Annotated in this window: 12 protein-coding genes; 9 read left to right on the top strand and 3 right to left on the bottom strand. The window is 61.2% G+C overall.

What is annotated here, in order from left to right; genetic code table 11:
- Window positions 1-29: 29 nt before the first annotated feature.
- From EIY72_RS25275 to EIY72_RS25260, 4 genes are all read left to right on the top strand, one after another.
- Complete coding sequence (locus EIY72_RS25275; RefSeq protein WP_016985102.1) at window positions 30-392, top strand: ArsC family reductase; 363 nt, start codon at window positions 30-32, stop codon at window positions 390-392.
- 32 nt (window positions 393-424) lie between these two features.
- On the top strand, window positions 425-1,459 hold the full coding sequence (gene dapD / locus EIY72_RS25270) for a 2,3,4,5-tetrahydropyridine-2,6-dicarboxylate N-succinyltransferase (protein ID WP_093214855.1): 1,035 nt from the start codon (window positions 425-427) through the stop codon (window positions 1,457-1,459).
- Between the two features lie 128 nt (window positions 1,460-1,587).
- Window positions 1,588-2,793 carry an aminotransferase class V-fold PLP-dependent enzyme gene (locus tag EIY72_RS25265; RefSeq protein ID WP_093214850.1) on the top strand — a complete coding sequence of 402 codons (1,206 nt, stop codon included), beginning with the start codon at window positions 1,588-1,590 and terminating at the stop codon, window positions 2,791-2,793.
- Window positions 2,790-3,194: a SufE family protein gene (locus tag EIY72_RS25260; RefSeq protein WP_093214845.1), complete on the top strand. Its 405-nt coding sequence runs from the start codon at window positions 2,790-2,792 to the stop codon at window positions 3,192-3,194. The genes EIY72_RS25265 and EIY72_RS25260 overlap by 4 nt, the downstream gene beginning before the upstream one ends.
- A gap of 62 nt (window positions 3,195-3,256) precedes the next feature.
- Here the strand turns inward: EIY72_RS25260 and EIY72_RS25255 are convergent, their stop codons facing one another.
- Together EIY72_RS25255 and tcdA are read right to left on the bottom strand one after the other, a co-directional pair.
- Entirely contained in the window at window positions 3,257-3,529 is a 273-nt protein-coding gene (locus tag EIY72_RS25255; protein WP_093214840.1) for a hypothetical protein, read from the bottom strand.
- A 226-nt stretch (window positions 3,530-3,755) separates the two neighbouring features.
- Entirely contained in the window at window positions 3,756-4,568 is an 813-nt protein-coding gene (tcdA, locus tag EIY72_RS25250) for a tRNA cyclic N6-threonylcarbamoyladenosine(37) synthase TcdA (RefSeq protein WP_371315379.1), read from the bottom strand.
- A 229-nt stretch (window positions 4,569-4,797) separates the two neighbouring features.
- Here tcdA and EIY72_RS25245 point away from each other — a divergent pair, with 229 nt between their 5' ends.
- The 4 genes from EIY72_RS25245 (at window position 4,798) to EIY72_RS25230 (ending at window position 10,045) form a co-directional block, all read left to right on the top strand.
- Window positions 4,798-7,389 carry a glycosyltransferase gene (locus tag EIY72_RS25245; RefSeq protein WP_093214835.1) on the top strand — a complete coding sequence of 864 codons (2,592 nt, stop codon included), beginning with the start codon at window positions 4,798-4,800 and terminating at the stop codon, window positions 7,387-7,389.
- A 235-nt stretch (window positions 7,390-7,624) separates the two neighbouring features.
- Window positions 7,625-8,776, top strand: coding sequence for a succinyl-diaminopimelate desuccinylase (gene dapE / locus EIY72_RS25240; protein ID WP_093214830.1), 1,152 nt, complete (start codon window positions 7,625-7,627; stop codon window positions 8,774-8,776).
- Window positions 8,776-9,588 (top strand): putative RNA methyltransferase, encoded by an 813-nt coding sequence (locus tag EIY72_RS25235; protein ID WP_093214825.1) that lies wholly within the window; start codon window positions 8,776-8,778, stop codon window positions 9,586-9,588. The genes dapE and EIY72_RS25235 overlap by 1 nt, the downstream gene beginning before the upstream one ends.
- Before the next feature lie 79 nt (window positions 9,589-9,667).
- Entirely contained in the window at window positions 9,668-10,045 is a 378-nt protein-coding gene (locus EIY72_RS25230) for a hypothetical protein (RefSeq protein WP_093214820.1), read from the top strand.
- A gap of 51 nt (window positions 10,046-10,096) precedes the next feature.
- On the opposite strand, the gene EIY72_RS25225 is transcribed toward EIY72_RS25230, so the two are convergent.
- Entirely contained in the window at window positions 10,097-10,306 is a 210-nt protein-coding gene (locus EIY72_RS25225; protein WP_093214817.1) for a cold-shock protein, read from the bottom strand.
- 235 nt (window positions 10,307-10,541) lie between these two features.
- Between EIY72_RS25225 and plsB the strand changes: the two genes are divergently transcribed.
- Complete coding sequence (plsB, locus tag EIY72_RS25220; RefSeq protein WP_093214814.1) at window positions 10,542-13,034, top strand: glycerol-3-phosphate 1-O-acyltransferase PlsB; 2,493 nt, start codon at window positions 10,542-10,544, stop codon at window positions 13,032-13,034.
- The last annotated feature ends 42 nt before the right edge of the window (window positions 13,035-13,076 follow it).

The following is a 13,076-nucleotide window of genomic DNA, read 5'->3' as shown; positions in this document are numbered from 1 at the left end:
CCCACGGCACCTGCAAAGGGGGCAATTCCTTGACCGTTTCAAGCAAAACGTTGCACCTTTTCGGCATCAAGGCCTGCGACACCATGAAAAAGGCGCGCACCTGGCTCGATGAACACGCAGTCAGCTATGACTTCCATGATTACAAGAGCGCCGGCATCGACCGTGAACACCTGACCCAGTGGTGCGACGAGCACGGCTGGCAAACCGTGTTGAACCGTGCAGGCACCACCTTTCGCAAGCTCGATGACGAACGCAAAGCCGATCTCGACCAGTCGAAAGCCATTGAACTGATGCTCGCACAACCCTCGATGATCAAGCGCCCGGTGCTCGATCTCGGTGACCGAACCCTGATTGGCTTCAAGCCAGATATCTACGCGGCCGCTCTCAAGTAAGCAGCCCGTTCCAATTTGTTAGAGGTATCAACATGTCCAATACCCTGTTCAGCCTGGCCTTCGGCGTCGGCACCCAAAATCGTCAAGGCGCGTGGCTGGAAGTGTTCTACGCCGCCCCTCTGCTCAAGCCATCGGCAGAAATCGTCGCTGCCATCGCGCCGATCCTCGGTTACAGCGAAGGCAACCAGGCCATCGCGTTCAGCACAGCCCAGGCTTCGCAACTGGCTGAAGCCCTGAAAGGCGTCGACGCTGCCCAGGCTGCCCTGCTGACCCGTCTGGCCGAAAGCCACAAGCCGCTGGTCGCGACCCTGCTGGCCGAGGACGCCCAGTTGTCGTCGACCCCGGAGGCGTACCTCAAGCTGCACCTGCTCAGCCATCGCCTGGTCAAGCCGCACGGCCTGAACCTGGCCGGCATCTTCCCGCTGCTGCCAAACGTGGCCTGGACCAGCCAGGGCGCGATCGATCTGGCCGAACTGGCCGAGCATCAACTCGAAGCCCGTCTGCGTGGCGAGCTGCTGGAAGTGTTCTCGGTGGACAAGTTCCCGAAAATGACCGACTACGTGGTACCGGCCGGCGTGCGTATCGCTGATGCCTCGCGTATCCGCCTGGGCGCTTATGTCGGCGAAGGCACCACCGTGATGCACGAAGGTTTCGTCAACTTCAACGCTGGCACCGAAGGCCCGGGCATGATCGAAGGCCGCGTATCAGCCGGCGTGTTCGTCGGCAAGGGTTCGGACCTGGGCGGCGGTTGCTCGACCATGGGCACCCTGTCGGGTGGCGGCAACATCGTGATCAAGGTCGGCGAAGGCTGCCTGATCGGCGCCAACGCCGGCATCGGCATTCCATTGGGGGACCGCAACACCGTGGAGTCGGGCCTGTACGTGACCGCCGGTACCAAAGTGGCCCTGCTGGACGAGAACAACCAACTGGTCAAGGTGGTGAAGGCCCGTGACCTGGCCGGTCAATCCGACCTGCTGTTCCGTCGCAATTCGCAGACCGGCGCCGTGGAATGCAAGACCCACAAGTCGGCCATCGAACTGAACGAAGCGCTGCACGCTCACAACTAAGTGCCGCAGGCACCTGTAGGAGCGAGTTTGCTCGCGATGCTTTCTGGCGGCCTTACGGACGCCATCGCGAGCAAGCTCGCTCCCACATGGTCCGGTGTGCATCCGCCCAAGTTCACAGGGCTGAACACATGATGATTGCCTCCCCCTGGCGCGCCGATTTTCCGGCCATCGCCGCCCTGCAACGGCAAGACCAGACCTATCTGGACAACGCCGCCACCACGCAAAAACCCCAAGCCCTGCTCGATGCCCTGACGCATTACTACGCCAATGGCGCAGCCAATGTGCATCGTGCGCAGCACTTGCCCGGTGCCCACGCCACCCAGGCGTTCGAGGACAGCCGGCGTAAAGCCGCGCAATGGCTCAACACGGGTGACTGCGGGCAGATCATCTTTACCCACGGCGCGACCTCCGCGCTGAACCTCCTGGCCTATGGCCTGGAGCATCTATTCAACCCGGGCGACGAGATTGTCATCAGCGCCCTGGAGCATCACGCCAACTTGTTGCCGTGGCAACAACTGGCCCAGCGTCACGACCTGAAACTGCTGATCCTGCCCCTGGATGCCGACGGCGTCATCGATCTGGTGGCTGCCAACGACTTGATCGGTCCGCGCACGCGCCTGCTGGCGGTCAGCCAGTTGTCCAACGTACTGGGCGTATGGCAGCCGCTGCCGGATCTGCTGGCGCTGGCCAGAGCCCACAATGCGCTGACGGTGATCGACGGCGCGCAAGGCGTGGTCCATGGTCGTCACGATGTGCAAGCGCTGGGCTGCGACTTCTACGTATTTTCCAGCCACAAGCTCTATGGTCCCGACGGCCTGGGGGTGTTGTTTGGCCGGAACGAAGCGCTGCAACAACTGCGTCCGTGGCAATTCGGCGGTGAGATGGTGCTGGACGCCAATTACCACGACGCCCGCTTTCGCCCTGCGCCGCTCGGTTTCGAGGCAGGAACGCCACCGATTGCCAGCGTGATCGGTCTGGGGGCAACGCTCGACTACCTGAACGGGCTCGATCAGGAGGCCGTGTCCGCCCACGAAGCCGCGTTGCACGACTATCTGCTCAAGGGCCTGCAGGCACGCAACGGCATTCGCCTGTTGGGCAAGCCGCAACTGGCGCTGGTCAGCTTCACCGTCGATGGTGTGCATAACTCGGATCTGGCGCATCTGCTGACAGAACAGGGGATCGCGGTGCGTGCCGGGCATCATTGCGCCATGCCGCTGCTCAAGCGCTTCGAACTGGCCGGCGCGATTCGTGTGTCATTGGCGCTGTACAACGACTCCGAAGATCTGGAGCGTTTTTTTGAAGCATTGGATCAAGCACTGGAGCTGCTGCGATGAACCTGCCCGCTGAAGCCGTGAACGTACTGCAAGCCTTTCAGGATCTGCCGGGCTGGGAACAACGGGCACGCCTGTTGATGCAGTGGGGCGAGCGCCTGCCGCCCTTGGCTGATGAGCAGATGTGCGAGGCCAACCGCGTGCACGGCTGCGAAAGCCAGGTATGGCTGGTGGGTGAGTTGCGCGAGGGTCATTGGCAGTTCAGCGCCAACAGTGATGCGCGCTTGATTCGCGGCCTGGTGGCGTTGCTGCTGGCGCGGGTCAATGGCTTGTCAGCGGCCGAATTGCTGCAGGTGGATCTGGCGGGCTGGTTCAATCAGTTGGGTTTGGCGCGGCAGTTATCGTCGTCCCGTAGCAACGGACTGAATGCGGTGTTGCAACGAATGCGCGAACTGGCGGGTTGAGCCCTGCCCCATTACAGCAGGAACAGGGTTTTTCGGTGTAACACATACCCATCACAAATGCGTCACGCCCGGCCATCCTTTTGAAGACGGTAAATCGTCAAAAAGTTATCGGCCAAGGAGATCAAGGCCGCCTGCTCATCGATGTCGGAGTTTCCGTCTTCATTTAGATCGGCCCGCAGCCTTAAGACCGTGCGTCCGTCTTCGTCGTGATCAACAGCTATCGTGCTGTAATTGGGTTCGTCTTCAACATTATGTCGAAACTCAATGACAACCGCGTCCGGGTAGCCATTTTTATCGAAGTCGTTTGCTGTCAAAAGAATCTGGTGAATCGCCATTTATCATTTCCTGCATGGTTTGATGTGAGCCACCAAGTTAAATGAAGCAGTACGTCAGTCGATGCAGGAAATGCTTGTGCGCAAAGTGGGAGTTTTCAGTTATCAACGAAGGATTCAGAGGTAACTGGATTTGTGTGCCATTAAACAAGAGACAAGCTCACCGGGACAATCTGGACGGCACGACAAAGTTGCAAGGCGTCCTGCGATAAGGCAAGTCTAGGCAACCCTATAAAGCTGGCTTGAGTTTTTCCGCCGGCCGCCGCACACCCGCGACTATCTTGTCCACAGCCTTGGTCGCCGCGACCATGCCGAAGGTCGCCGTCACCATCATCACCGCGCCAAAACCGCCGGCGCAGTCGAGCTTCACGCCATCCCCGACAAAACTCTTCTGCAGGCAGATGCTGCCATCCGGCTTCGGGTAACGCAGTTGCTCGGTGGAAAACACGCACGGCACGCTGTAGTGACGGGTCACGGTGCGAGAGAAGCCATAGTCGCGACGCAAGGTTGAGCGCACTTTCGAAGCCAGTGGATCGTTGAAGGTACGGTTCAGGTCGCAGACCTGAATCAGCGTCGGGTCGATCTGACCACCCGCGCCGCCGGTGGTAATGATCTGGATCTTGCGGCGCTTGCACCAAGCGATCAGCGCAGCCTTGGCGTTCACGCTGTCGATGCAGTCGATCACGCAATCGATGTTCGGCGTGATGTACTCGGCCATGGTCTCGCGCGTCACGAAGTCCGGCACCGCATGCACCGTGCAATCGGGATTGATCCCGCGCAAGCGCTCAGCCATCACCTCGACCTTGGGCTTGCCGACCGTGCTGTCCAGCGCATGCAACTGACGGTTGGCGTTGCTGACGCAGACATCGTCCAGGTCAAACAGGGAAATCTCGCCCACGCCGCATCGGGCGATGGCTTCCGCCGCCCACGACCCCACGCCACCGACGCCCACGATCGCCACATGTGCCGCGCGCAAGCGCTCCAGACCTTCAATGCCATACAAACGGGCGATGCCGGCAAACCGTGGATCTTCTGTACTCATGACCATCACCTCAAAAACCGGCGCGCATTATGGACGACCCCGTCGCAAGTTTTAAGCATCAAGCTACAAGTGTAAGAACTTATGCGAAAGTAAACTGCCCAATGTCCGGCAATTCTCTGTCTGCTGTACGACCAGAGAATGCCCAGTGTAGGATGCGCGCCCCCTGCCCCTGTGGCGGCCAGCCGCCGACCGCCCCTTAGTTCCACAGCCTTTGGAACCCGAAATAGCCATGTCATCGCGTAAATTTGGACTCAACCTGGTGGTGGTGCTCGCCATCGCTGCCTTGTTTACCGGCTTCTGGGCGCTGATCAACCGCCCGGTCTCCGCACCGAACTGGCCGGAGCAGATCTCCGGCTTCTCCTACTCGCCCTTCCAGCAGGGCCAGTATCCACAGAAAGACCAGTACCCGACGGATGATCAGATGCGTCGCGACCTGGAAATCATGAGCAAGCTGACGGACAACATCCGCATCTACTCGGTTGACGGTACGTTGCAGGACATTCCGAAACTGGCAGAAGAATTTGGCCTGCGCGTCACCCTGGGGATCTGGATCAGCCCCGATCAGGAACGCAACGAACGGGAAATCCAGCGCGCCATCGAGCTGGCCAATACCACCCGCAGTGTGGTGCGTGTGGTGGTCGGCAACGAGGCGATCTTCCGCAAGGAAATCACCGCCGCCGACCTGAGCGTGATGCTCGACCGCGTCCGCGCTGCCGTAAAGGTGCCGGTGACCACGTCCGAGCAGTGGCACGTCTGGGAAGAACACCCGGAACTGGCCAAGCACGTCGACCTGATCGCCGCGCACGTGCTGCCTTACTGGGAATTCATCCCGGTGGACAAGGCCGGTCAGTTCGTTCTCGACCGCGCCCGCGACCTGAAAAAGCTGTTCCCGAAAAAACCGCTGCTGCTGTCCGAAGTGGGCTGGCCGAGCAACGGTCGCATGCGCGGTGGCGCCGATGCCTCGCCCGCCGACCAGGCGATTTACTTGCGTACCCTGGTCAACAAGCTCAATCGCCAGGGCTTCAACTACTTCGTGATCGAAGCCTTCGACCAGCCATGGAAAGCCAGCGACGAAGGCTCCGTGGGCGCCTACTGGGGCGTGTTCAACGCCGCACGTCAGCAGAAATTCAACTTTGAAGGCCCGGTTGTCGCCATTCCGCAATGGCGCGTGCTGGCCATCGGTTCGGTGGTCCTGGCCCTGCTGTCCCTGACCCTGCTGATGATCGACGGCTCGGCCCTGCGCCAGCGTGGCCGCACCTTTCTGACCTTCATCGCCTTCCTCTGCGGTTCGGTGCTGGTGTGGATCGGCTACGACTACAGCCAGCAGTACAGCACCTGGTTCAGCCTGACGGTGGGCTTCCTGCTCGCCCTCGGTGCACTCGGGGTGTTCATCGTGCTGCTGACCGAGGCCCATGAACTGGCCGAAGCGGTGTGGACCCACAAGCGTCGACGTGAATTCCTACCTGTGGTGGGGGATTCGGACTACAGACCGAAAGTCTCGATCCACGTGCCCTGCTACAACGAGCCGCCGGAGATGGTCAAACAGACCCTCAATGCCCTGGCCAACCTCGATTACCCGGACTTCGAAGTCCTGATCATCGACAACAACACCAAGGACCCGGCGGTCTGGGAACCGGTGCGCGACTACTGCGCAACCCTCGGCCCGCGCTTCAAGTTCTTCCACGTCGCGCCTTTGGCCGGCTTCAAGGGCGGCGCGCTGAACTACCTGATTCCGCACACCGCCAAGGATGCCGAAGTGATCGCGGTGATCGACTCCGACTACTGCGTGCACCCCAACTGGCTCAAGCACATGGTGCCGCACTTCGCCGATCCGAAGATCGCCGTGGTGCAGTCGCCGCAGGATTATCGCGACCAGAACGAAAGCACCTTCAAGAAGCTCTGCTATGCGGAATACAAAGGCTTCTTCCACATCGGCATGGTCACTCGCAACGACCGCGATGCGATCATCCAGCACGGCACCATGACCATGACCCGCCGCTCAGTGCTCGAGGAACTGGGCTGGGCCGACTGGTGCATCTGTGAAGACGCCGAGCTGGGCCTGCGCGTGTTCGAGAAAGGCCTGTCGGCGGCGTACTACCACGACAGCTACGGCAAGGGCCTGATGCCCGATACCTTCATCGACTTCAAGAAACAGCGTTTCCGCTGGGCCTACGGGGCGATTCAGATCATCAAGCGTCACACCGCCAGCCTGCTGCGCGGCAAGGACACCCAACTGACCCGTGGCCAGCGTTATCACTTCCTCGCCGGCTGGCTGCCATGGGTGGCCGATGGCATGAACATCTTCTTCACCGTTGGCGCCCTGTTGTGGTCGGCAGCGATGATCATCGTGCCGCAACGGGTCGATCCGCCGCTGTTGATTTTCGCGATCCCGCCCTTGGCGCTGTTCGTGTTCAAGGTCGCCAAGATCCTTTTCCTCTACCGTCGTGCGGTCGGGGTCAATCTCAAGGACGCCTTCTGCGCGGCGCTGGCCGGGCTGGCGCTGTCGCATACCATCGCCAAAGCGGTGCTGTACGGTTTCTTCACCAGCAGTATTCCGTTCTTCCGCACCCCGAAAAACGCCGACAACCACGGCTTCTGGGTGGCGATCTCGGAAGCCCGTGAGGAGATGTTCATCATGTTGCTGTTGTGGGGCGCGGCGCTGGGGATCTTCCTGGTGCAGGGCCTGCCGAGCAACGACATGCGCTTCTGGGTCACCATGTTGCTGGTGCAGTCGCTGCCATACGTCGCAGCGCTGATCATGGCGTTCCTCTCGTCGCTGCCGAAACCGGCCGTCGAGTCGCAAACGGCGCCTGCGGTGTAAATCTTCGCGGATGCACTAAACGGCGGCCAATGGTCGCCGTTTTGCTTTAAGATAACCGCCATTTTGCGGGGCTTGGCGTGTCGCGGTTTACCGATCGAAGCCAATTCCTGTGGGAGCGAGCCTGCTCGCGATAGCGGTGTAACAATCAAAGATTATGTTGACCGACTCAACGCCATCGCGAGCAAGCTCGCTCCCACAGTAGCTCGTGCCCAATTTCACGCTTCCGGAGTTTCCCATGACGGCCTACGCCGACCTTTCGCCGACCCTTCAACTCGCCATCGATCTGATCCGCCGTCCGTCGGTGACGCCGGTCGACGCCGATTGCCAGAAGCAGATGATGCAGCGCCTGGGCGATGCCGGTTTCATGCTCGAACCGATGCGCATCGAAGATGTGGATAACTTCTGGGCCACCCACGGCCAGGACGACGGCCCGGTGCTGTGCTTCGCCGGCCATACCGACGTGGTCCCGACCGGCCCGGTGACGGCCTGGCAGATCGAACCCTTCAATGCGCTGATCGACGAACACGGCATGCTCTGCGGCCGTGGCGCCGCGGACATGAAAGGCAGCCTGGCGGCCATGACCGTCGCCTCCGAGCGTTTCGTCGCCGACTACCCGAATCACAAGGGCAAGGTCGCCTTCCTGATCACCAGCGACGAAGAAGGCCCGGCCCACCACGGCACCAAGGCCGTGGTCGAGCGCCTCGCCGCACGCAAGGAGCGCCTGGACTGGTGCATCGTCGGCGAGCCGTCGAGCACAACCCTGGTCGGTGACGTGGTGAAGAACGGTCGTCGCGGCTCCCTCGGCGCCAAACTGACCGTACGCGGCATTCAGGGCCACGTGGCTTACCCACACCTGGCGAAGAACCCGATCCACCTCGCTGCCCCGGCCCTGGCCGAACTGGCTGCCGAGCACTGGGACCACGGTAACGATTTCTTCCCGCCAACCAGCTTCCAGATCTCCAACGTCAATTCCGGCACCGGCGCGACCAACGTGATTCCGGGCGACCTGGTGGCGGTGTTCAACTTCCGCTTCTCCACCGAGTCCACCGTCGAAGGCCTGCAAAAGCGCGTGGCCGACATCCTCGACAAACACGGCCTTGACTGGCACATCGACTGGGCGCTGTCGGGCCTGCCGTTCCTCACCGAACCGGGCGCGCTGCTCGACGCGGTGTCGTCGAGCATCAAGGACATCACCGGTCGCGAGACCAAAGCGTCCACCAGCGGCGGCACTTCCGACGGCCGTTTCATCGCCACCATGGGTACGCAAGTGGTTGAGCTTGGCCCGGTCAACGCGACCATTCACCAGGTCAACGAGCGCGTACTGGCGGCCGATCTCGATGTACTGACCGAAATCTACTACCAGACCCTGATCAAGTTGCTCGCCTGATGCTCGCGTGTCCGATTTGCAGTGAACCGCTGAACGCGGTGGACAACGGCGTGGTTTGCCCGGCCGGGCACCGCTTCGACCGTGCGCGTCAGGGTTACCTGAACCTGTTGCCGGTGCAGCACAAGAACAGCCGTGATCCTGGCGACAATCAGGCCATGGTCGAGGCCCGTCGCGACTTTCTCAACGCCGGGCATTACGCGCCGGTGGCCAAACGCCTGGCGGAACTGGCAGCCAGCTACGCGCCGGCGCGCTGGGTCGACATCGGCTGTGGCGAGGGTTACTACACCGCGCAAATTGCCGAAGCCTTGCCCGCTGCCGATGGTTACGCGCTGGACATCTCCAGGGAAGCGGTCAAACGCGCCTGCAAACGCAACCCGCAACTGACCTGGTTGATCGCCAGCATGGCGCGGGTGCCATTGGCATCAGACAGTTGCCAGTTTCTGGCGAGTGTTTTCAGCCCATTGGATTGGGAGGAGGCCAAGCGCTTGCTCAGTGTCGGCGGCGGCCTGATGAAGGTCGGCCCGACCAGCGGCCACCTGATGGAATTGCGCGAACGCCTGTACGACGAAGTGCGTGAATACACCGACGACAAGCACCTGGCACTGGTGCCCGACGGCATGGCGCTGGCACACAGTGAGACCCTGGAGTTCAAGCTGACGCTTGCCTGTGGTCAGGACCGGGCGAACCTGCTGGCCATGACACCTCACGGCTGGCGCGCCAGCGCCGAACGGCGTGCCGCAGTGATCGACCAGGCGGAGCCGTTCGAGGTCACCGTGTCGATGCGCTACGATTATTTCGTGCTTCAACAATGACTAACTTTTGGCCTTGGGCAACGGCTCAAGACCGGCTAAATCCGCGAATGGATTTTTCAGACCCGCAGTGAGGACATCCATGCGCCAGCCCGATATCGAGATTTACCTGAAAGACGCCGACGTCGATCACAAAGCCATTTCTGCCTGGTTGGGTGCGGCCCTGGGCCCGTGCAGCGACTGGGTACAGAAAGGCCAGACCTACAAGTGCAAGGCCGGCAATGTGCCCGTGACCTGGCTGCCCAAGGCCGTGGGAAAATGGAACAGCCTGTACCTGGAAAGCGACCAGACGCCATGGGACGACGACATCGCCTGCGCCCGCGCCGCGTTTGCCGCGCTCAACGTCGAAGTGCGTTGCGCGCCGGGGAGCTGGGTCGAGGAAGAAGGTGAGGAGACGGCCGATCGCTGGATTCGCATCAGTGCCGATGGTGAAGAAGAAATCACCTGGAAAACTGCCTGAAGGCAGTAAACAGAACCTGTGGGAGCGAGCTCCCACAGTGTTTTTGGGTCATTACAAACCGACGACGTCTTCGGCCTGCAACCCCTTCTGCCCTTCCACCACTGCGTACTCGACCTGCTGGCCTTCGGTCAGCGAGCGGTGCCCCTCGCCGCGAATCGCGCGGTAGTGTACGAACACATCCGCCCCGCCTTCGCGCTGAATGAAGCCGTACCCCTTGGCATCGTTGAACCACTTCACGTTGCCGGTTTCACGTGTTGCCATCTGTTCATACTCCTTTTTTATTATTGAACGGGCTCTTCGCAGGAAAGCCTCGGGAACATCGCATGCACTGCAATGCCATGGTCTGGCCAGTGCGGGCACGCCGAGTATATGTCAGGCGCCAAAACTCTCAACAGGAGTTTACTTGCGCGCTTTTTTGCCGATTTTCGGCGAATCCGGCACACTGTCAGGCCTCCCGAGCAAGTGCTCGGTTTCCAATCACTCATGCAGATGCCGTATGACCCGCTCCCCGTTCCGCCGTCTTGTGTTTGGCACCCTGCGCCGACTGTTGTACCTCTGGGTTCGCTCGGAGACGATCAACCAGTCGTCGTTCACCCTTGACCTCGATCGCAGTCGTCCGGTGTTCTACGTCCTGCAAAACCCTTCACTGACCGACCTCGCCGTGCTCGACACCGAATGCAGCAAAGCCGGCCTGCCACGCCCGGTGCTTCCCGTGTCGGTCGGCAACCTGCTTGAACCTGCCGCATTCTTCTACCTGACCCCGGACCCCGACTGGCTCGGGCGCCAGGACAAACGCGGTGCACCACCCACTCTGACCCGCCTGGTCAGCGCCCTGACCCAGAACGCCGCCGAAGACGCGCAGATCATTCCGGTCAGCGTGTTCTGGGGGCAATCGCCGGACAGCGAAAACAGCCCGTGGAAACTGTTGTTCGCCGACAGCTGGGCAGTGACCGGACGCCTGCGCCGTCTGCTGAGTGTCATCGTGCTGGGGCGCAAGACCCGCGTGCAGTTCTCCGCGCCGATCCACCTGCGTGAACTGATCGACCACAACAAGGGCCACGAGCGCACCGTGCGCATGGCCCAGCGCATCCTGCGGGTGCATTTCCGCAACCTGAAGGCTGCGGTGATCGGCCCGGACATTTCCCATCGGCGCAATCTGGTCAAAGGCCTGGTCAACCAGCCGCTGGTCAAGCAAGCGATCCTCGATGAAGCCGAGCGCGAAAACATCTCCGCGGAGAAAGCCAAGGCCCAGGCCCTGCGCTACGGCAACGAGATCGCCTCGGACTACACCTACACCGCGATCCGCTTCATGGAAGTGGTGCTGAGCTGGTTCTGGAACAAGATTTACGACGGTATCAAGGTCAACAACATCGAAGGCGTGCAGAAGGTCGCACCCGGTTACGAAGTGATCTACGTACCCTGCCACCGCAGCCACATCGACTATCTGTTGCTGTCCTACCTGCTGTTCCGCAACGGCCTGACACCGCCGCACATCGCCGCCGGGATCAACCTCAACATGCCGGTGATCGGCAGCCTGCTGCGCCGCGGCGGGGCGTTTTTCATGCGTCGTACGTTCAAGGGCAACCCGCTGTACACCTCGGTGTTCAACGAATACCTGCACACCCTGTTCACCAAAGGCTTCCCGGTGGAGTACTTCGTTGAAGGCGGCCGCTCACGCACCGGGCGCATGCTGCAACCGAAGACCGGGATGCTGGCGATCACCCTGCGCAGCTTCCTGCGCTCGTCGCGCACACCGATCGTCTTCGTACCGGTGTACATCGGCTACGAGCGCGTGCTGGAAGGCCGAACCTACCTGGGTGAATTGCGTGGCGCTGCGAAAAAGAAAGAATCGATCTTCGACATCTTCAAGGTCATTGGCGCGCTCAAGCAGCGTTTCGGCCAGGTGGCGGTGAATTTCGGCGAACCGATCAAGTTGGCGGAATTCCTCGACAGCGAGCAACCGGACTGGCGTCAGCAGGAACTGGGCCCACAGTTCAAGCCAGCCTGGCTCAGCGAAACCACCCACCGTCTGGGTGAAAAAGTTGCACAACACCTGAACGAAGCGGCGGCGATCAACCCGGTCAACCTGGTGGCACTGGCCCTGCTGTCCACCAGCCGCCTGGCCCTGGACGATCGCGCCATGGCGCGGGTGCTCGACCTGTACCTGGCGCTGCTGCGCAAGGTTCCGTACTCGCCACACACCACCTTGCCCGAAGGCGATGGTCGGGCGTTGATCGAGCATGTGAAGGACATGAACCTGCTGTCCGAGCAGAGCGATGCCCTGGGCAAGATTCTCTATCTGGACGAGCAGAACGCCGTCCTGATGACCTACTACCGCAACAACGTCTTGCACATCTTCGCCCTGCCGGCGCTGCTGGCGAGCTTCTTCCAGAGCGCCTCGCGCATGAGCCGCGAACAGGTCCTGCGCTACACGCGCGCGCTGTACCCGTACCTGCAGGCCGAGCTGTTCATCCGCTGGTCGCTGGATGAACTGGACGGCGTGATCGACCAATGGCTGGGGGCGTTCGTCGAGCAAGGCCTGCTGCGTTTCGAGAATGACGTGTATCTGCGCCCGGCACCGAGTTCGCGGCATTTCGTGCTGCTGACCCTGCTGTCCAAGAGCATCGCCCAGACCCTGCAACGCTTCTACATGACCGTGTCCCTGCTGCTCAACAGCGGTCAGAACAGCATCAGTGCCGAAGAGCTGGAAGACCTGTGCACGGTCATGGCTCAACGCCTGTCGATCCTGCATGGCCTGAACGCTCCGGAGTTCTTCGACAAGAGCCTGTTCCGTCACTTCATCCAGACAATGCTCGATCTCGAGGTGCTCAAGCGCGATGAAGCAGGCAAGCTGAGCTACCACGAACTGCTCGGCGAACTGGCCGAAGGCGCGGCCAAACGCGTGCTGCCGGCGGAGATTCGCCTGTCGATCCGTCAGGTGGCACTCCATCGCAGTGAGGATGCGGCGGAATTGGTGACACCTATCTGACGCGATGGATCTAGAGAATGAAGGAAGCAAGGAAGCAAGGAA

It is taken from the genome of Pseudomonas vancouverensis, assembly GCF_004348895.1.
GTDB lineage: Bacteria > Pseudomonadota > Gammaproteobacteria > Pseudomonadales > Pseudomonadaceae > Aquipseudomonas > Aquipseudomonas vancouverensis.
This window is presented reverse-complemented; position numbering and strand designations above follow the sequence as displayed.

Coding starts and splice junctions, on each gene's coding strand:
- dapD (WP_093214855.1), top strand. CDS start 425: ATGTCCAATACCCTGTTCAGCCTGGCCTTCGGCGTCGGCACCCAAAAT.
- EIY72_RS25265 (WP_093214850.1), top strand. CDS start 1,588: ATGATGATTGCCTCCCCCTGGCGCGCCGATTTTCCGGCCATCGCCGCC.
- EIY72_RS25260 (WP_093214845.1), top strand. CDS start 2,790: ATGAACCTGCCCGCTGAAGCCGTGAACGTACTGCAAGCCTTTCAGGAT.
- EIY72_RS25255 (WP_093214840.1), bottom strand. CDS start 3,529: ATGGCGATTCACCAGATTCTTTTGACAGCAAACGACTTCGATAAAAAT.
- tcdA (WP_371315379.1), bottom strand. CDS start 4,568: ATGAGTACAGAAGATCCACGGTTTGCCGGCATCGCCCGTTTGTATGGC.
- EIY72_RS25245 (WP_093214835.1), top strand. CDS start 4,798: ATGTCATCGCGTAAATTTGGACTCAACCTGGTGGTGGTGCTCGCCATC.
- dapE (WP_093214830.1), top strand. CDS start 7,625: ATGACGGCCTACGCCGACCTTTCGCCGACCCTTCAACTCGCCATCGAT.
- EIY72_RS25235 (WP_093214825.1), top strand. CDS start 8,776: ATGCTCGCGTGTCCGATTTGCAGTGAACCGCTGAACGCGGTGGACAAC.
- EIY72_RS25230 (WP_093214820.1), top strand. CDS start 9,668: ATGCGCCAGCCCGATATCGAGATTTACCTGAAAGACGCCGACGTCGAT.
- EIY72_RS25225 (WP_093214817.1), bottom strand. CDS start 10,306: ATGGCAACACGTGAAACCGGCAACGTGAAGTGGTTCAACGATGCCAAG.
- plsB (WP_093214814.1), top strand. CDS start 10,542: ATGACCCGCTCCCCGTTCCGCCGTCTTGTGTTTGGCACCCTGCGCCGA.